Origin of the sequence: Rhizobium sp. FKL33, assembly GCF_005222915.1 — a bacterium.
GTDB lineage: Bacteria > Pseudomonadota > Alphaproteobacteria > Rhizobiales > Rhizobiaceae > Rhizobium_E.
Genome location: NZ_STFX01000018.1, coordinates 1 through 17,878, shown reverse-complemented (window position 1 = coordinate 17,878; position 17,878 = coordinate 1). Strand labels below are relative to the sequence as shown.

General features: G+C 60.1%; 15 protein-coding genes and 1 pseudogene. 13 read left to right on the top strand and 3 right to left on the bottom strand.

All coding sequences use genetic code 11. The features are described 5' to 3' along the window. Window positions 1-83: 83 nt before the first annotated feature. Genes E8Q41_RS10655 through E8Q41_RS10645 form a run of 3 tightly spaced genes read right to left on the bottom strand, consistent with a single transcriptional unit; the run spans window position 84 to window position 3,833 of the window. A complete protein-coding gene (locus E8Q41_RS10655; RefSeq protein WP_137155521.1) occupies window positions 84-1,562 on the bottom strand; it encodes an aldehyde dehydrogenase family protein in 1,479 nt (492 codons plus the stop codon). Window positions 1,563-1,580: 18 nt separating this feature from the next. After that, the gene (locus E8Q41_RS10650; protein WP_137155520.1) at window positions 1,581-2,879 is read right to left on the bottom strand and encodes a glycosyltransferase; all 1,299 of its coding nucleotides are present in this window, start codon (window positions 2,877-2,879) and stop codon (window positions 1,581-1,583) included. A gap of 21 nt (window positions 2,880-2,900) precedes the next feature. Then, window positions 2,901-3,833, bottom strand: coding sequence for a GntR family transcriptional regulator (locus tag E8Q41_RS10645; RefSeq protein WP_137155519.1), 933 nt, complete (start codon window positions 3,831-3,833; stop codon window positions 2,901-2,903). 210 nt (window positions 3,834-4,043) lie between these two features. Between E8Q41_RS10645 and E8Q41_RS10640 the strand changes: the two genes are divergently transcribed. From E8Q41_RS10640 to E8Q41_RS10575, 13 genes and pseudogenes are all read left to right on the top strand, one after another. After that, window positions 4,044-5,111 (top strand): spermidine/putrescine ABC transporter substrate-binding protein, encoded by a 1,068-nt coding sequence (locus E8Q41_RS10640; RefSeq protein ID WP_246660157.1) that lies wholly within the window; start codon window positions 4,044-4,046, stop codon window positions 5,109-5,111. A gap of 152 nt (window positions 5,112-5,263) precedes the next feature. Then, window positions 5,264-6,097 (top strand): ABC transporter permease, encoded by an 834-nt coding sequence (locus E8Q41_RS10635; protein WP_137155684.1) that lies wholly within the window; start codon window positions 5,264-5,266, stop codon window positions 6,095-6,097. Further along, the gene (locus E8Q41_RS10630; protein WP_137155518.1) at window positions 6,094-6,873 is read left to right on the top strand and encodes an ABC transporter permease; all 780 of its coding nucleotides are present in this window, start codon (window positions 6,094-6,096) and stop codon (window positions 6,871-6,873) included. The genes E8Q41_RS10635 and E8Q41_RS10630 overlap by 4 nt, the downstream gene beginning before the upstream one ends. Beyond that, window positions 6,870-7,949: an ABC transporter ATP-binding protein gene (locus E8Q41_RS10625; RefSeq protein ID WP_137155517.1), complete on the top strand. Its 1,080-nt coding sequence runs from the start codon at window positions 6,870-6,872 to the stop codon at window positions 7,947-7,949. Before E8Q41_RS10630 ends, E8Q41_RS10625 begins: the two co-directional genes overlap by 4 nt. Before the next feature lies 1 nt (window position 7,950). After that, window positions 7,951-9,243, top strand: a complete 1,293-nt coding sequence (locus E8Q41_RS10620) for a glycosyltransferase (protein ID WP_137155516.1) — start codon at window positions 7,951-7,953, stop codon at window positions 9,241-9,243. 219 nt (window positions 9,244-9,462) lie between these two features. Then, entirely contained in the window at window positions 9,463-9,825 is a 363-nt protein-coding gene (locus E8Q41_RS10610; protein ID WP_137155515.1) for a cupin domain-containing protein, read from the top strand. Window positions 9,826-9,832: 7 nt separating this feature from the next. Next, window positions 9,833-10,174 carry a cupin domain-containing protein gene (locus tag E8Q41_RS10605; protein ID WP_137155514.1) on the top strand — a complete coding sequence of 114 codons (342 nt, stop codon included), beginning with the start codon at window positions 9,833-9,835 and terminating at the stop codon, window positions 10,172-10,174. 15 nt (window positions 10,175-10,189) lie between these two features. After that, entirely contained in the window at window positions 10,190-10,537 is a 348-nt protein-coding gene (locus E8Q41_RS10600; protein ID WP_137155513.1) for a cupin domain-containing protein, read from the top strand. A gap of 38 nt (window positions 10,538-10,575) precedes the next feature. Then, window positions 10,576-12,081, top strand: coding sequence for an aldehyde dehydrogenase family protein (locus tag E8Q41_RS10595; RefSeq protein WP_137155512.1), 1,506 nt, complete (start codon window positions 10,576-10,578; stop codon window positions 12,079-12,081). Between the two features lie 84 nt (window positions 12,082-12,165). Beyond that, window positions 12,166-13,353 (top strand): saccharopine dehydrogenase NADP-binding domain-containing protein, encoded by a 1,188-nt coding sequence (locus tag E8Q41_RS10590; RefSeq protein WP_137155511.1) that lies wholly within the window; start codon window positions 12,166-12,168, stop codon window positions 13,351-13,353. A gap of 84 nt (window positions 13,354-13,437) precedes the next feature. Further along, window positions 13,438-13,674: pseudogene (locus E8Q41_RS10585) on the top strand (DEAD/DEAH box helicase); the annotation flags it as partial. Between the two features lie 895 nt (window positions 13,675-14,569). After that, entirely contained in the window at window positions 14,570-15,496 is a 927-nt protein-coding gene (locus E8Q41_RS10580) for a hypothetical protein (protein ID WP_137155510.1), read from the top strand. After that, window positions 15,483-17,477 (top strand): hypothetical protein, encoded by a 1,995-nt coding sequence (locus E8Q41_RS10575; RefSeq protein ID WP_137155509.1) that lies wholly within the window; start codon window positions 15,483-15,485, stop codon window positions 17,475-17,477. Before E8Q41_RS10580 ends, E8Q41_RS10575 begins: the two co-directional genes overlap by 14 nt. Window positions 17,478-17,878: the final 401 nt, after the last annotated feature.

Genomic DNA, 17,878 nt, shown 5'->3' with positions numbered 1-17,878 from the left:
CATGGAGGGCGCGGAAGAAAGCACGCAAAAAAAATAGCCCGGGCGCTGGGCTCGGGCCATGATCGAAAGTGAAAACTTGGGGATCAGGACTTCAGATACCAGCCCCAGGTTTCGGATGCGTCGAAGCTGGTGATCTGCTTGGTCTCCAGATAGTTCTCGAGTCCCCAGCGGCCCAGTTCGCGGCCGATGCCAGATTGCTTGTAGCCGCCCCAGGGCGCTTCGGTGAAGGTCGGCTGCGAGCAGTTGACCCAGACGATGCCGGCGCGGAAAGCCCGGGCGACGCGCTCACAGCGGACAAGATCATCCGACATCACCGCAGCGGCGAGGCCGAAGCGGCTGTCATTGGCCATGCGGATGGCGTCCGCCTCGTCCTTGAACGGCTTGACGCAGACGACGGGTCCAAAGATCTCTTCCCGCCAAAGGCTGTTGTCCTCGGCGAGATCGGTGATGATGGTGGGCTCCAGGAAATAGCCTTTTTCGAAAGACGACGGCGGCTTGCCGCCTGTGGCGACGACGGCGCCTTCCGAGATGCCGCGTTCGATCATGGCGAGGATCTTGTCACGCTGGCCCTTCGACACGAGCGGGCCGAGCAGCACGCCGTCTGTGAGACCGTCGCCCATGGTGATCTTCTGCGCTTCTTCGACCAGCCGCGCCAGCAAGGTCGGATAAAGGCTTTCCTCGACGAGCACCCTTGATGTCGCCGAGCAGACCTGTCCTTGGTTCCAGAAGATGCCGAACATGATCCATTCGACGGCCTTGTCGATGTCGCAATCGGCGAAAACGACGAAGGGTGATTTGCCGCCGAGTTCGAGGCTGACATTCTTGATGTCACGCGCCGCCGTCGCCATGATCTTGGAACCGGTCGGAACCGAGCCGGTGAAGGCGAGTTTGTCGACGCCGGGATGTTCCGACAGCGGCTGGCCGGCGTCCGCTCCAAAGCCGGTGACGATGTTGATCACGCCAGGGGGAAGGCCAGCCTCCTCGGCGATCGCCCCGAGTTCGAGGGCGGTGAGCGGCGTCAGCTCCGACGGCTTCAGCACCATGGCGCAACCCGCCGCCAAAGCGGGGGCGACCTTCCAGGCTGCCATCAGCAGCGGATAGTTCCAGGGGATGATCGCGCCGGCGACGCCGATCGGTTCGCGGACGACCTTTGACGTGAAGCGGGCGTCGCCAAGCGGAATGGCTTCCTCGGGATGGGCGTCCAGCTGTTCGGCGAGACCGGCATAGAAAGCGAAGCAGCCGGCGGCGTCCTCGATGTCCCACACCGCCTCGGGCAGCGGCTTGCCGTTGTTCATCACCTCGATCCGGGCGAGATCCTGTTTCCGGTCGAGGATTTTCTCCGAGATCGCTCGCAGATAGCGGGCGCGCTCGGCGCCGGTCATGCGCGGCCAGGGGCCGCTGTCGAAGGCGCGGCGCGCGGCTTTCACCGCGAGATCGATATCGCCCGCGCCGCCGGCCGGCGCCGTAGCGAATTCTTGTTCGGTGGCCGGATTGATCACCGGAAATGCGCCGCCGCCGAGCGGGGCGACCCATTGGCCGTCGATGAAGAGCTTGTCGCGCATGAAGCCTCCTTGCAGAAGTCAGCGCCGCGCCGCGCGCGTCGCCTGGGTGTCGCTGATGGTGTCGAGGATGCGGCGGGCGGCGAGCGTCGCGCCGGAATGGGCCTGCATGGTCGCGGCATTCGCCTTGAGGCGCGCCTGCATCTCTTCATCGCCGATCAGGCGCAGGATCGCGCCGGAGAGATCTTGGAACGACCAGTCGTAGCGATCGAGCTTTTCACCGACCTGGGTTTCTTCGGCGCGGCAGGCATTGTCATGGCCGTCCCAGCAATAGGGCATCACCAGCGACGGCACGCCGAAATAAAGCGCCTCGCAGAAGCTGTTGTTGCCGCCGTGATGGATGAACAGGCTGGATTGACGCACGACGGAGGGTTGCGGAAACCAGCTGTCGACATAGACATTGTCGGGCACATCGGAATAGTCGTCGCGCCATGGCCCGGCATTGACCAGGAAACGGCAGGGCAGATCGGCGAAGACCTCGATCATCCGCTTCATCATCTCGACATCCATGGCGCCGAGCGAGCCGAAGCTGACCAGCGCAAGCGGCGCGTCATTGTGGCTGGCGAAACGCGGCGGCGTGTAATCCACCTCGCGGCGGACGCAGCCGTCGAGAAAGACGAAACGGTCGGGATCGAGCGGATTTTTGCGCTCCCGGCGGATGATCTCAGGCGCCAACAAGAGATTGAGCCAGGGTGAGGGATCGAGGAAGGACGGCGAGGGCGGGGCCTTGACCCCGCAGTCGCCGAGAAAGTTCGAGAAACGGCGATGGGCCGGCGCGGTGACCTTGGCGTAGGCGCTGGAAAACTCTTCCCAGCTTCGGTTTGGCTCGCCCCCCAGGCCTGAGAGATAGGGCGGCACGGATGCGTCGGCGATCTCGGTCTCGGCGCAGGAGACGATCCTGATCCAGGGAACGCCGGCTGTGGCGATGGCCGGAAACATCACCACATTGTCGAGCACGATCGCATCCGGTTTCAGCCGCGCCAGCAATTGGCGCAGCGGCTCTTCAGCCTTCACGGCGGTGTCGACGATGGCGTCCCAGGTTGGGCCGACATAACTGGTCAGCTGCTCATAGGGCGACTGCCGGAATGCGTCCTGATGGCGGGCGATGAAGTCGGTCCAGTCGGTCGCATCCGTCCCGTCGTCGCTGCCCAGCTGATATTCGGCGAAGCCGTATTCGGCAAAAACGCCGCGAAAGCCGGGGTGACAGATGAAGACCGGATTGGCGCCCATGTCTCTCAGCGCCTGCGCCACACCGACGCAATTAAGCGCCGCGCCGAAGCTGGCTTCCGGAAACAGGGCGATTGTCTTGGCTGCGCTCATTACTGTGTTTGGACTGCGTTTCTAACGTGTGGCGAGTTTGAGGGCGGGTGGAACGCCGCGCCCGGCGAGTCGCGGCCGCTGGGATTGCGATAGCTGCAGATGCACGCGCATGAGATCCGCCGCAAGCGTCATTTGCCCGCGTTCGATCTGTTCGAGGATCTGCAGATGCTCCATATTGGACTGCATCAGCCTGAACGTGCCGACATGATTGGCGGCCGGAAGCGCAAAACGCCGGCGGTGATGCGCCGTCAGCGCTTCCGCCATGAAGGGATTGCCGCAGCTCTTGGCAATCAGCAGGTGAAAGTCCATGTCGGTGCGTTCGAACAGTCGGCGGTCGAAATCGCGCTCGTCCATCGCCTTCAGCGCCGACATGGATTGGCGAAGCGAGAAGATCGCGGTGGCGTCGCGCTTGAAGTCCGGCATGGTCAGCGCGAGAGGCTCGGCCGCGAGGCGGAATTCGAAGCTCTTGGCCAGAGCCTCGGCGCCCACCGCGAACTGCTTGAGCAGCCATTGCTGGCCGGCGCCCCGTTCGGCGAGATTGTCTTCAGACAGTTTCATCAGCGCATTTTGTACCGTCTGCCGGCTTGCGTCATAGCGGCGTTGCAGGCTCGCGACCGTCTGGACCTCGCCGATGCGCCCGGCGGCGAGATCGCGGAGGATCGCGGCGTGCAGATCGTCTTCCGAGGAGTCGGCGAGATCGGCGTCGCTCCGCGCCAGCATCACGGGATCGGCTGCGAAGCGGTATCCGCCGTCGGTATCGGGCAGGACAAGGCCTTTTTCCGCCAGGATCTGCAGCGCCTTGCGCACGGGAGTTCTCGAGACATTGCAAAGACTTGCGATCGCTTGCTCAGCCATGCGCTCACCCGGCGCCATGCCGCGCTCGGTGGCGATCTCCAGTATTTTCTGCGCCAATTCGACATGGCGTCGATTGGGCTTTTTCGGCGTGTCCGTCATGCGCTCTTGTCCGGTTCAATGGGCATGCTGCCTGCGAAACCAGTGCTTTGCAAGCGTCTCCCGCGGCTTCCAGCGTAAAATTTGCGCAGCTCACAATTTCCTATTGACGTATTTTTTTTACAAATAATACTGTGGCGCATCGGGCGAACAGATCGCAACAAGCGGCGGCGCCGATGCTGAGGCTGGAACAAATCAACAAGGGAGCTTCCCGTGATTGCGAAAATTCGATCTGGTTCGCGGAACTGGACCGCGACACTCTTTGCCGCGACCATGCTCGCCTCCGGCGCCGGCATGGCCAACGCCGCCGACCTGGTGATCTCCAACTGGGCCGGCTACATGGCGCCCGACATCGCCGAGGCCTTCAAGAAGGCGACCGGGCTCGAAGTCGAGATCGTCAATCACGCCACCAATGAAGAAATCATGGGCAAGCTGATGGCGAGCGGCGGCAAGGGCTATGACCTCGTCTTCGTGTCCTCGCCCTTTGCCGAGATCCTCAATGGCCAGGGCCTGGCCGAGCCGATCGACAAGGCCGCCGTTCCCAATCTCGCCAATCTCTATCCGGAAGCCGCAAGCCTCGCTTACGATCCCGGCGCGAATTTCTCCGTCCCCTATACCTGGGGCACGACCGGCCTCTGCTATCGCTCCGATCTGGTGAAAACCACGCCGGACAGCTGGATGAATCTGCTGAAGCCGTCGGACGACCTCAAGGGCAAGGTCACGATGCTCGCGACCGACCGTTGGCTGATGGCTGCCGGGCTTTTCGCGCTGGGCTATTCGGCCAATGAAAAGGATCCGGCCAAGATCGAGCAGGCCAAGAACCTGCTGATCGAGGCGAAAAAGACCTTGCTCGCCTATGACGACACGACCTTCTATTCCAAGCTCGTTTCCGGCGAAGCTTCGCTCGTGCATGCCTGGGACGGCTGGTGCAATTACGGCATCACCGACAACAAGGACATCAAGTTCGTGACGCCGAAGGAAGGGTCGGATCTCTGGGTCGACACGATGGTGGTGATGAAATCGTCCGAGCACAAGGATGCGGCGATGAAGTTCATCAACTTCATGCTCGACGCCAAGAACCATGCCTGGGCCGCCGCCAATATTCTCTACAAGGTGCCGAACAAGGCCGCCATGGAAAGCCTCGATCCGGCGCTCATCAAGACCTATCCGAATATGGGCATGACGCCGGCTGAGCTCACCAAGTTCGAACTGCTGCGCGATCTCGGCGATGCGCAGAAGGATTATTCCAAGGCGGTCAGCGAGATCAAGGCCGCCAACTGACGGTCTGCCTCTCAAGACCCGGCGGGGCTCTTTGAACTCCGCCGGCGCCGAGGCGAAAGCGAGGCGGGCCGTGTTCGCCTCGGCCAATCTCATCCCATTGTCAGACTGTGAATCGAAACCCCGTGTCCTCCAAGGCTGCACGTTCCAATCTCATGGCCGCGCCCGCCGTCGCCTGGCTTCTCCTGTTCATGGTGACGCCCTGCGCGCTGGTGCTCGCCTACGCTTTTTTCGAACGAGGTCCCTGGGGCGGCGTCGTCTTCAATTTCAATATTGACAATTTCATCCGGGTCGCCGATCCGCTTTACGCCAAGATCTTCCTGTCTTCGGCGCGGATTGCTGCGATCACCACGCTCATCGCCATTCTCATCGCCTATCCCGCCGCCTACGCCATCAGCCGCGCGCCGCGTTCGCGTCAGGCGCTGCTGCTGTTCTTTGCTGTGCTGCCGTTCTGGAGCAATTATCTGATCCGTACCTATGCCTGGATCGTGCTGCTCAATCGCGAGGGCCTGTTCAACAATCTCCTGCGCTGGCTGGGATACGAGGGCGAGCCGCTGTCGCTGCTCTATACCGAAGGCGCTGTGATCACCGGCCTCGTCTATAACTATCTGCCTTTCGTCATCCTGGCGATCTACTCCTCGCTGTCGCGGCTGAGCCCGGATTACGCCGAAGCGTCGCGCGATCTCGGCGCCGGCCCCGTCAGAACCTTCCTGCGGGTGATCCTGCCCTTGACGCTGCCGGGCGTCGCCGCCGGCGGCGTGTTTGTCTTCGTGCTGTCGATCGGCAATTTCGTGACACCGGCGCTGCTCGGCGGCGGACGCTTCCAGATGATCGGCAATGTCGTCTACGACCAGTTCCTCACCGCCAATGACTGGCCGTTCGGCGCAGCGCTCGGCATGGCGCTGATTGCGGTCATGGTGGCGCTGCTTACCCTTCAGGCCAAGGCCGCCTCCCGCGCCGCCGGCGAAGTCAGGGAGGCCGAGGCATGAAGACCCGTTCGCTGCCTTTCCGCCTGATCCTACTCGCCGTATTCGGCTTTCTCTATCTGCCGATCGCTGTGCTGGTGCTGCTGTCCTTCAACGAGGCGGGCCTGCCGACCGCCTGGTCCGGCTTTTCGCTGAAATGGTACGCGTCGCTTGCCGAGAACAAGGACATTCTCGGCGCGGCCTGGAACACATTGGTCGTGGGCGTCTTCGCCACCGTGATCTCCACCGTGCTCGGCACGATGCTGGCGATCGGCATCGAGAGCCGGAGGCGGAAAAGCGCCTCGCTCGAAGCGCTGATCTTCGCGCCGATGGTGATCCCCGATATCGTGCTTGCGGTCGCGCTTCTGACCTTCTTCTCGCGTCTCGACATCACGCTCGGCCTGCATACGATCATAATCAGCCATGTGATCTTCGATCTCGCTTTCGTCAGCTCCATCGTTCGCGCCCGGCTCAAGCATTTCGACTATTCGATCGTGGAAGCGTCGCGCGATCTCGGCGCCTCGCCCTGGACGACCTTCTGGCGGATCACCTTCCCGGTGCTGGCCCCGGCCATCATCGCCGGCGCGCTTCTGGCCTTCACCCTGTCGGTGGATGAATTCATCATTGCCTTCTTCACCGCCGGCGCCGGACGCGGCTCGATCACGCTGCCGATCCAGATCTATTCGATGATCCGCTTCGGCGTGACGCCCGAGATCAATGCGCTCGCGACCATCGTCATGGGGGTCAGCGCGCTCGCGCTCATCCTTTCCCAATGGCTCAACAAAGAACAGATGCAATGACCGATACCGCCCCGCAGACGATCCTGTCGATCGACAGCCTCAGCAAGGACTTTGGGCCGGTGCGCGCGGTCGATCGCATTCAGCTCGATATCCGGCGCAACGAATTTTTCGCGCTGCTCGGCCCGTCGGGCTGCGGAAAATCGACGCTATTGCGCATGCTGGCTGGTTTTGAAGCGCCAAGTTCGGGGCGCGTATTGCTCGACGGCGCCGACATCACGTCGCTGCCGCCGGAGAAGCGGCCGCTCAACCTGATGTTCCAGTCCTATGCGCTGTTTCCGCATATGACGGTCGCCAAGAACCTCGCTTATGGGTTGGAAATGGACGGTCTGCCCAAGGCCGAGATTGCTTCCCGCGTCGAGGAGATGATGGCGGTCACCGATCTCGGCGAATTCGCCGCCCGAAAGCCGGAGCAGTTGTCGGGCGGTCAGCGCCAGCGCGTGGCGCTCGCCCGCGCGCTCATCAAGCGGCCCAAGGTGCTGCTGCTCGACGAGCCGCTCGGCGCACTCGACAAGAAACTGCGCGAGCGTATGCAGCTCGAATTGAAGCGCCTCCAGCACGAGGTCGGCATCACCTTCATCATCGTCACCCATGACCAGGAGGAAGCGTTGGTGATGGCTGACCGCATGGCGATCCTGAGGAATGGCCGCCTGCTGCAATGCGGGTCTCCCGAAGAGATCTATGAGCGTCCGGTCGACCGTTTCGTCGCCAATTTCATCGGCGTCATGAATTTTATCGAGGGCCGGGTCTCCGGCGGCCGCTTCGGCGCGCCCGGGCTGGATATCGCCGCGCCCGAAATGGTCGATGGGCCTGCGGCGCTGGCAATCCGCCCCGAGGATCTCGAAGTCGCAAGCGGTGCGGACGGCGAGGCTGTGCTTGAGGGCGTCGTGGTCGATATCGCCTATCATGGTCTTGACCGTGTGCTGCATGTGAAAACGCAAGCGAGCCAGACGCTGCTTCAGCTGCGCGTCGCCGCCCGCAATCCGGCCGGACATGCCGCCGGCGAGACGGTGCGTCTCGCTTTGCGCCCCGAGCGCTGCAAATTCTTCAACGAAAAATCAGAACCGAAAGAGGGTTGAGATGTCCAAGACGATTGCATTTTTCCCGGAAGCGGCCTTCGGGCCGGCGCTGAATTCCGTCGGCATCGCCCAGGCTGTCGAAGCGCTGGGCCACAAGGCCGTGTTCCTGTCCGATCCGGGTTTCGTCTCTGTTTATGAAGGCTATGGATTTGAGGCGCATCCGGTCAATCTTTCCGAACCGATGCCGCCCGAGCAGATGGCGAAGTTCTGGGAAGACTTCATCAACGGCCATATCCCGAACTTCCGCAAGAGCCCCTATGATCAGATCGACAATTATGTGAAGGATTGCTGGACGGCGATCGTCGACAGCGCCAAATGGGCCGAGAAGGATCTGCCGGGCGTTCTCGCCAAGATCAATCCGGACATGATCTGCGTCGACAATGTCATCCTGTTTCCGGCGATCAAGCATTTCGGCAAGCCCTGGGTGCGCATCATCTCCTGCTCGGAAAACGAGATCGAGGATCCGAAGATCCCGCCGCATCTGTCCGGCTGCCGTCAGCACGACTACGAGGGCCACAAGGCCTATCGCGATCACTTCAACGAGGTGATCAAGCCGATCCATGACGACTACAACGCCTTCCTCGCCTCGACGGGCGAAGCGGCCTATCCGATCGGCCAGTTCTTCGAAGCCTCGCCCTTCATGAACCTGCTGCTCTATCCGGAGCCGGCGAAATTCGATCGCGAACATCCGCTCGATCCCAACCAGTTCCAATATCTCGAAGGTTGCGTCCGCAAGGAAAAGCCCTATGAGGTCCCGACTTTCGCCATCAACAACGACAAGCCGCTGATCTACATCTCCTTCGGCTCGCTCGGCGCCGGCGACACAGATCTCCTGAAGCGGCTGATCGAGACGATCGGCAAGCTGCCTTACCGGGCGCTCGTCAATGTCGGCGATTACAAGGACCAGTATGAAAACGTGCCGGGCAATGTAGTGATCGAGAGCTGGTTCCCGCAGCCCTCGGTCATCCCGCAGGTCGACGCCGCCATCCATCACGGCGGCAACAACTCCTTCACCGAATGCCTCTATTTCGGCAAGCCCGCCATCATCATGCCCTATGTCTGGGACGGTCACGACAACGCCACCCGCGTCGACGAAACTGGTCACGGCTTCAAGATGCCGCGCTATGACTGGACCGACGAGGAACTGGCCGCCAAGCTCGACCACATGATCAACGATCCTAAGATGAAGGCGAAGCTTCAGGCCACCTCGGCGCATATGCAGTCGCAGAACGGTCCGCAGAAGGCGGCTGTCATTCTGGATCAACTGGTGAAGACGGGGGCGTATCGTGCTTGAGGCATCGATCGTTTGCGGTTGTGGCGCACCCCCCTCTGTCCTGCCGGACATCTCCCCCTCAAGGGGGGAGATTGGCAAGATGCGCGACCACCGCCCAGCAACCGACGCCGAATTGAAGGGAAGCCGGCGCCCCGATCCAATCTCCCCCCTTGAGGGGGAGATGGTCGGCAGACCAGAGGGGGGTAACCCCTTTGCTCCAACCACCCCGGAGGCCTTCCATTGACCGACACCCTCAAATCCACCGCCCCGCACATCCACAACGCCACCACATTCGACGATCTCGTCGGCTGGGGCGTGCAGTCGGACGCCATCGAGGGCCAATCGACATCCACCGGGCGGCTGCTGTTCAAGGGACCGAACAATGAGCCGGAAACCGGCATCTGGGTCTGCACGCCCGGGCGCTGGCGACTGTCGATCCCGCGTGACGAATTCTGCCATTTCGTCTCGGGCTCGGCCACCTATCGTTCGGATGACGGCGAAGTGGTCGAGGTCTCGGCGGGAACCGCGGTGATGTTCAAAGCGGGCTGGACCGGCGAATGCACGGTGCATGAGACCATACGCAACATCTATATGCTGGTATGAGGCCGAGATGACCACACCCCACTGGGCGAAAGCCGACGCCGTGGCGCTCGAAGACTGGGGCGCGTCGACGACCGCCACCGAAGGCAATCCGGTCATGGCCGGCAAGATCCTCAGCGTGAACGCGGATGGATCGAGCGAATGCGGCATCTGGTCCTGCACGCCGGGAACCCGGAAGATCACCATCCCCAGCGACGAGTTCTGCGTCTTTCTGGGCGGAAAGGGCCTCTATATCAGTGAAGACGGCGAGGAGATCGCCGTTAAAGCCGGTTCGATCGTCTTCTTTCCCGGAGGCTGGACCGGAACCTCCATCATCACCGAAACCCTGTCCAAGGCTTTCATGAGCCGCTGACTGCAAGGAATAGACATGACCTCCGCACCCCTGATGTACAAGCCGCTCGAACAAGACAACCTGGTCGATTGGGGCACGATCCCCACCATGATCGAAGGCGTCAGCCACGTCTCCGGCAAGCTCATTCACAAGGGCCCGAACGGCGAAAGCGAATGCGGCTTGTGGATCTGCACGCCCGGCAAATGGGAATGCCATGTGACGCGTGACGAATTCTGCCATTTCCTCGAGGGACGTTCGACCTATGTGCATGAAAGCGGCGAGGTGATCGAGATCACCCCGGATACCGCCGCCTTCTTCCCCAAGGATTGGAAGGGCGTCTGCACCGTCCATGAGACGATCAAGAAAGTCTACATGATCCGCTGAGCAAGCGGGACGGCCTCAAGGGCCAGTCAGGACCAGATATGCAGGATTTGTTGAAACCCGTCCATTTCGTGGACGGCGGCTACCGGCCGAGCCTGGGCGCTCGCGCCGATGTGATCGACCCGGCGACGCTCGCCGTGGTCGGCGCGTTTGCCGAAACCACAGACGGCGAGCTCGACGCAGCGCTGGCGCTCGCGACCGCCGCGCAGAAGAGCTGGGCGAAGATCGACGCCAAGACGCGCGCCGCGATCCTGCACCGGATCGCCAACCGCATCGAGACGACCGATATGCGCCGCTGCGCCGAGGTGATGTCGCGGGAAATGGGCAAGCCCTATCCCGAGGCGATCGGCGAAGTCGCCAATTGCGCCGGGGCCTTCCGCTACTTCGCCGAGATCGCCCGCGACGAAGCGGGAAAGGTGGCGGGGACGACGCAGACCGGCTCGTTTCAATATGCGCGCTACGAGCCGCTGGGCGTGTCGGTGCATATCATGCCTTTCAACTTCCCTATCCTGTTGATGTGCTGGACGGTCGCCGCCTCGCTTGCCTCCGGCAATGCCTGCATCATCAAGCCGGCGCCGGCGACGACGCTGTCGACATTGATCTTCATGGAGGTCTTTGCCGATCTGCCAGCCGGCCTGATCGCCTGCCTGCCGGGCGGCGCCGAGATCGCCAAGGCGCTGGTGGCGTCGAAGAAGACCCATGCCGTCGCTTTCACCGGTTCGGCGGAGGCGGGCAGGGCGGTGGCCATGGCTGCTGCCGGCGCTATGAAGCCTGCGGTGATCGAGGGCGGCGGCTCGGATCCGATGATCGTCACCGCGCATGCGCCGCTCGATGTCGCCGCCGCCGGCGCGGTCACGGCCGCCTTCCACATGTCGGGCCAGGTCTGCACCTCGGCCGAACGTTTCTTCGTGGTCGATACTGTGCATGACGCTTTCATCGAGAAGTTCGTCGCCGAGACCCGCCGCCTGCGGATCGGCAGAGGCCTCGACAAGGCCGAGATCGGCCCTCTCGTCTCCAAGGCGGCGCGCGACAAGGTGATCCGTCTGGTCGAGGACGCCAAGTCCAAGGGCGCAACGGCTGTTATCGGCGGCAAGATCCCCGAGGATCAGCCAGTCGGCTGGTTCTATGAGCCGACCATCCTGACCGGCTGCACGCCTGATATGGCGATCATGCAGGAAGAGTGCTTCGGCCCGGTCGCGGCCGTGATGCGCGTGCAGGATTTCGACGAGGCCATCACCCGCGCCAATGACAGCGAATTCGGTCTCGGCGCATCGGTGTTCACCACCTCGCTCGAAGAGGCGATGGAGGCGGCGGAACGGCTGGAGGCCGGCATGGTCTGGGTCAACAATCCGCTGATCGACAATGACGCGCTGCCGTTCGGCGGCTGGAAGCGCTCCGGCCTGGGCCGGGAACTCTCGCGGCTTGGCCTCGACGCCTTCCGGCGGTCCAAGATGGTCATCATCGACCACAAGCCGGTGCGCCAGGGCTGGTGGTATCCCTATCCGGACGACTGGTTCTACGAGACGGGCGGCCGCAAGCACGTCTGACGCTTTTGTTTTTACGCATTTCCGGACGGAAAACCGCAAGGACACTTTTCCTGGAAATGCTCTCATTCACGCAGGAACGACATCATGATCATCAGCCTTCTCGGCGGCGCCGGCCTTATGGGCGCGGGCATCGTGCGCGACCTTCTTTCCGATCGCGCCATCATCGACATCAAGACCGTCCGCATCTGCGATGCGCAGCGCGAGCGGATGGAGGCGCTGAAAGCCGAACTCGACGACGTCAGGATCGAGCTTTTCGATCTCGACGTCACCAAGCCGGACGCGCTGGCCAGCGCCGTGGCCGGCGCCGATCTCTGCATCAATTGCGTGCCGACCCTGCTCGGCCACCAGATGGCCATCTTCGAAGCCGCGCTGGCGGCCAAGGTCGCCTATATGGATCTCGGCGGCTTGGGCACCTACACCGTCAAGCAGATCGCCGAACATGAGCGCTTCAAGGCGGCCGGGGTGACGGCGGTGGTCGGCTGCGGCGCCGATCCCGGCATGTCCAACGTCATCTGCCGCGCCGTCGCCGACGAACTCGACGAGATCGACACCATCAATCTCTATTGGGCGGCGGAACTGGTCGGCGAGGAGAACCCGGTTCTCGTGCCGCCCTACAGCGTCTCGACGGTGCTGGCCGAATACGCCCATGAAAGCACGCAGTTCTACGACGGCAAGCATGTGACCTGCCCGCCGATGAGCGGCTCTGAATATCTCGACCTTCCCGAGCCCTGGGGCCGCTGCGAATTCATGCATTCGCCGCATTCCGAACAGCTTACCGTTCCCCTGGCTGACGGCATTCGCGAAAAGGGTATCAAGGAATTTTCATGGAAGCTGCATCTGCCGCATCGCGAGCATGAAGCCTGGGTCGGCCTCGTCAAAGCCGGTTTCGGGGATTTCGACGATCCGGTCGAGGTTAATGGCGTCAAGGTCCGGCCGCTCGACGTGCTCAACAAGGTCATCGAACGCAATATCAAGAAGAACGCCGCCCGCATGCCGGAGCAGGAAAGTCACGAAATCCATTTCGCCATCGGCCGCGGCCGCAAGGATGGCGTCGCGCGTACGGTGACTGTCGAAGTCGTGGTCAAGCCGGATGCGATGTATGCGCCCTATGTCGACGCCTGCACCTCGATGAACGGCTCGATCGCCGCCCAGCTGATCCTCGCCAGTCCGAAAAAGCCGGGCGTCTGGGCGCCGGAAGCCTATTTCGACATTCCGCCCTATTTCGCCGAATTGGAGAAGCGCAAGTTCATCCTGTCGACGCGGATCGAATAGGCGCGTTGCGTCCGGGGCCGGCAATCGCCTATGTGACGTCTACGCCATGACGGCGCGACAGGCGATTCCCGGTCAGGATGCTCGATGCACGACAATAGAAGCACGGACAGGCTTTTTAGCGATCAAGGCCAGCGCAACCCGCTCTCGGTCCTGAAGGAAATCTACGGCTATCCAGCCTTTCGCGGCAAGCAGGGCGCGGTCATCGACACCGTCACCGCTGGCGGCGACGCCGTGGTGCTGTTTCCGACCGGCGCCGGCAAGTCGCTCTGCTATCAGATCCCGGCGCTTTGCCGGCCCGGCCTCGGAGTCGTGGTCTCGCCGCTGAAAGAATGGGGAATTGGATATATCAAAGGAAAATCAATATATTAGACAATATTACTCCTGACCTTACTCCGCGAACAGTTAATCGCCAGGAAGTTTTGGAAATAGAAGGCAATCCGCAGATTGGGAAATAACCGTCAGGGGACGTTGGCGGAATCAGGCCAACGCACCGGTATTGCCATGTGATTCGCGTTGGGGCGTTGGCGCAAAGACGAAGCACGGCTTGTCGGCACTTGGTCATCGCCAATCGGAGTCTTTCCACGTTCGCAATCGAAGTCTTGACGGTGATTGGCTTCAAGAAAGTTGAAGTCTTGAAGGTCTTTTAAAACAATGACTTAGCCTTACAAAGACCCCGAATATCGCTTGCAAAAACCCGTGAAGCCGGTCCTAACTGCTATAAGAGAACAGCAGTTAGGAGCGCACTGTGACGCTAAAGCAATTTGGGCTGGCAGCCCGACCGCCACATCTTCCCGTTCAGCGGAGGAGCATACCTTGCCGCAACGGACCGGTTGCTGAGCGCTCCTACCTTGCGCCGAGCGTTGTCAACCCGGTTACCACCATCCGGCCGTTCTCAGTCTTTTTTCCTAAGCCAACAGACCGCAATTCGCGAGCGTCAGTGGGGCTTTGTCCATCGGTTTGGTTAGGCCGCCGGGTGTCGCGGCCATTCTCGCGGTTTATGCGAGAACGGCACGCCGGACGATGGTCGGCGGAAATAGGGGGCGAGCCCACGGGTAAGCTACTTTCCCTCAAAACGATTGAGCATGTTGCCTATTCTGCCGCAGACTTCCTAAACTGGCTGTTCGCGCACGGCATTCGGCCGGAGGATGCTGAATACCATCACGTCCTCTCATATCAGTCGGACGTAAGGCATGGGCGATGGAGCAGTGGCACTGTTATGTTGTCGCCCGGATGGGCGAACGTCAAAGCCGACGAAGCCTGCACCCTACTCCGTTGGATGGCCGCCAGGGGATACAGGCGAGCTTTTCATGTCCCGACGAAGAAGGTGAGTTGGCGCACGCGCGATGGAAAGACCATCTACAAGGAAGTCCGCGTAGGAAAGGAAGACCAGGGCACCAGCGGGCTTGAGCTCATGAACTTACCGCTGGAACCGCAGGTCGCGGATTGGTTGGAAGTTGTCAGAAAGCGCAGGGGTCGAGCAAAATCGCTGGCTTGCAGGGCAGTAGTTGAATTTGGTTCTCGGAAGACCGAAACCTGCTCGATAGAGGTGACTGCTTGGCCAGCAGCGGCCGTGATCGACAAAGCGAAGAGCCTTGGCAAGAAGCTAGTTCGCATTCAGCTTACAAAGAACATCAAGAACGGTCGACCACGCGCGATCGACTTCGACGTAGAGTTTGCTCACATAGTGCGGGTCTGGATCGACGGACCTCGAAACGAACTGGCAGCGATCTACGCGAAACGCCACGGCACTGAGCCCACCCAGCTTTTCCTATCCGACGCGAAGGGCCACGAAGGCACACCCATCTCTGCACACGCGCTTTACGAGTGCTTCAAGCTCAAGTGGGATGGGGGGCCTGCTATCTGGTATCCCCACCTCGCTCGCCATTACTCCATCTGCCTTGGCATTCTGAAAGGTCTTCAACGAGATGCTGCCACGCTCGATCGCCTGCCCAATGATATGCCCCTGGAGTGGGTTCAACGCCGGACGTCGTACTGGGTGGATATCCAACGTCGGAGAAGTGGTCACGTCAGCGCCCAGACGACCGAAATTTACACCCAATGGATTGAAAACAACCTCGTCTTGATCCCCGCCCACAAGGATTACATGGCATTTCTCGAGGGGGACGAGCATGCGGATGCCTGATGAAGAATTGTCGCCCTTTGCCGCCTGGATACTACCGAAAGACGGGGGGCCACCGTACTACGTCGATTTCTCAGAGTTCTATTTCGGGCGACGGAAATCGGATTTGAGTAGGAAGGCCCAGCGTTTCTGGAAGTCCGACATCGTCGGTCTGCCCAATCTTGCCCGAGATTTTCAAACTGTAATCCTGACTGAGAGGCCCCTGGAAACCGTCTACAATACCCACGCTTCGGCCTGGCGGAATATGCATCGGTTCATTCAAGTATGTCCCGACTTGCCTCAAACAATGTCGATATTCGATATCGGGGAAATCCATGGGCTAAGGCTGAAGCAGTGGATTTTTGACAATGGAATGACGTCGCACACCTACAAGCAGATCAAGTGGGTGATCGAGCGCTACTCGCAAATCCATAGGGGTACACCGTCAGATATGCCCCCCAGGGACGCGCCCCCAGAGCCAGACCCTGTGGAACCAGATTTTGTGGCGCTCCAGCGGCTGAGCTTGGTGTTGCGAAAACATGCGCGGTCAATCTTTTCGATGTGGAAGGACGGCGCTGCTCTGGCGGCACAAGGGTGCGATCCACGAGCCAAATTTGGCGGGCTGCATGGAGACTGGAAGAAGCCAGAGAACCATGCTCACCTCATTTATCATCTGACGGAAACCTGCGTCCCTTCGAACGCCGAGGTCGTCGCACTAGGATTGAGGACGCTCGTCCAAACAACTCACGCCACCAAGCCTGGAAACAATATCAAGGGTCCACATTGCCCAATACCAGGTATAACTACAAACGCCCATCACGGATATCCTTCTAAATTGCGATGGCGGTTTCCGCTTGAAGTAGACATGGCAGTGTTCATTTGGATCGTCCTAATTTACACTGGTTTCAATCTGTCGACAGTTCTAGCCATCGACATCAGCGAGCCCTCCAAGTGGTACGCCCCGGCCCTGCAAGACCCAGACCATGTGCTGATCTTCAGCGATAAGGATCGAGCCAAAAAGATAGTCTACGCTCCGTCGAAAGTCAGAGCCCAATTCCACGCCTTTAGAATTATCAAAACTCTCACAGAAGTGACCGAGCCGTTAAGGGAGACGCTTAGGCGCAAGGTAGAGAAACTGCGAGCCAAAAACAATGAAAGCTACACCCATGAGACCCAGAGAGAAATCCAAAAGCTGGAAGAATCAATCCGGAGCCCATGGCTTTATGTTGGACTTATGGAACGTGACGAAGAAACCCTGATTCGATCTGTACAAAACACTGACGTTTCTAATCTGAACTCCATCATTCGGTTGATTGCGGAGGACGCAAATCTTACGGACGATCATCCTTATCTGAAAACGCTTAGTACTTCGCAAGCGCGAGACTCGATGATAAACTTTACCTATCGAAACTCGCGCCGTATGAGTGTTGCGAAACTCGCGTCGCAGCAATCTGATTATCGCTCTCTGAAATATTACCTCGCGCGGAGGAAGATAAGGCGAGCGAATTTCCAGATCGTAAATCAGGTTCTTACCCACACCTTTAGCGAAATTAGCCACCGCGATGTTTTTGACGAAACAAGAATTAAGATCGCCTTGAAGACGGGCGAGATTACCCGCGAGCAAGAACGTAGGCTTAGAGACGTACGACAGCGGACCCGAGTTGGAATGGGATGCAAAAATCCCACAAATCCACCGCCCGAGATTGATCCCTACCATTTGGACGGCGAAATTTGTGCAGTCCAACGCTGCACGGGCTGCATTCACGGCGTCATATTTCCCGAGAGCGTTCGCCCAATGGCTTACGCTTTGGCAGACCTCCGTTATCTCTGCCGAAAAGTGGGGCTCGCTGTTTGGAAGGGATCATCTTTTGAAGAAGAGGAGATTTCTATTGTCGAGACGTTGAAGCAATTCGACGATGAAGTCGTCAAGAAATACTTTCAGGAACGTATGGAAGCTCTAAAGAGCGGAGAGGAGATGGCCTTCGATGTCTACCCGCACTATTAGAAAAGAATTCGAAGACGTCAGGAATGATTTTATAAACAACCTTGGAGGCCGTGAAGCCATAGGGAAGATGACGTGGGATCAGATCGCCCAATTGGAATTGTTTTCTGGCAGTTCTATTGGTTCAGGAACAATCCTCCTTCCAGAGATGTACATGCCTGCAGGCTCGCGTCGGAAGCTGGCTAGCCGAACCATAATTTTATTCCCTGCCGATCGCCCGAAAACGCACACGCTCGGATTACGAAACGAGTGGATCGGTCGTGCTGCACTTTCGCTGTGGTTGCCTCGACGTAAACGTGGCCGCCGGACTCTATCCCCGCCATTGGACTTGCTTCGGAAAAGTGGAGAGGCATTTTCAGATCAAGCGGCCAGTCTCTCAAACTGTGCGGGGCTTAGGTAGTCAA

Coding starts and splice junctions, on each gene's coding strand:
- E8Q41_RS10655 (WP_137155521.1), bottom strand. CDS start 1,562: ATGCGCGACAAGCTCTTCATCGACGGCCAATGGGTCGCCCCGCTCGGC.
- E8Q41_RS10650 (WP_137155520.1), bottom strand. CDS start 2,879: ATGAGCGCAGCCAAGACAATCGCCCTGTTTCCGGAAGCCAGCTTCGGC.
- E8Q41_RS10645 (WP_137155519.1), bottom strand. CDS start 3,833: ATGACGGACACGCCGAAAAAGCCCAATCGACGCCATGTCGAATTGGCG.
- E8Q41_RS10635 (WP_137155684.1), top strand. CDS start 5,264: ATGGCCGCGCCCGCCGTCGCCTGGCTTCTCCTGTTCATGGTGACGCCC.
- E8Q41_RS10630 (WP_137155518.1), top strand. CDS start 6,094: ATGAAGACCCGTTCGCTGCCTTTCCGCCTGATCCTACTCGCCGTATTC.
- E8Q41_RS10625 (WP_137155517.1), top strand. CDS start 6,870: ATGACCGATACCGCCCCGCAGACGATCCTGTCGATCGACAGCCTCAGC.
- E8Q41_RS10620 (WP_137155516.1), top strand. CDS start 7,951: ATGTCCAAGACGATTGCATTTTTCCCGGAAGCGGCCTTCGGGCCGGCG.
- E8Q41_RS10605 (WP_137155514.1), top strand. CDS start 9,833: ATGACCACACCCCACTGGGCGAAAGCCGACGCCGTGGCGCTCGAAGAC.
- E8Q41_RS10600 (WP_137155513.1), top strand. CDS start 10,190: ATGACCTCCGCACCCCTGATGTACAAGCCGCTCGAACAAGACAACCTG.
- E8Q41_RS10595 (WP_137155512.1), top strand. CDS start 10,576: ATGCAGGATTTGTTGAAACCCGTCCATTTCGTGGACGGCGGCTACCGG.
- E8Q41_RS10590 (WP_137155511.1), top strand. CDS start 12,166: ATGATCATCAGCCTTCTCGGCGGCGCCGGCCTTATGGGCGCGGGCATC.
- E8Q41_RS10580 (WP_137155510.1), top strand. CDS start 14,570: ATGTTGTCGCCCGGATGGGCGAACGTCAAAGCCGACGAAGCCTGCACC.
- E8Q41_RS10575 (WP_137155509.1), top strand. CDS start 15,483: ATGCGGATGCCTGATGAAGAATTGTCGCCCTTTGCCGCCTGGATACTA.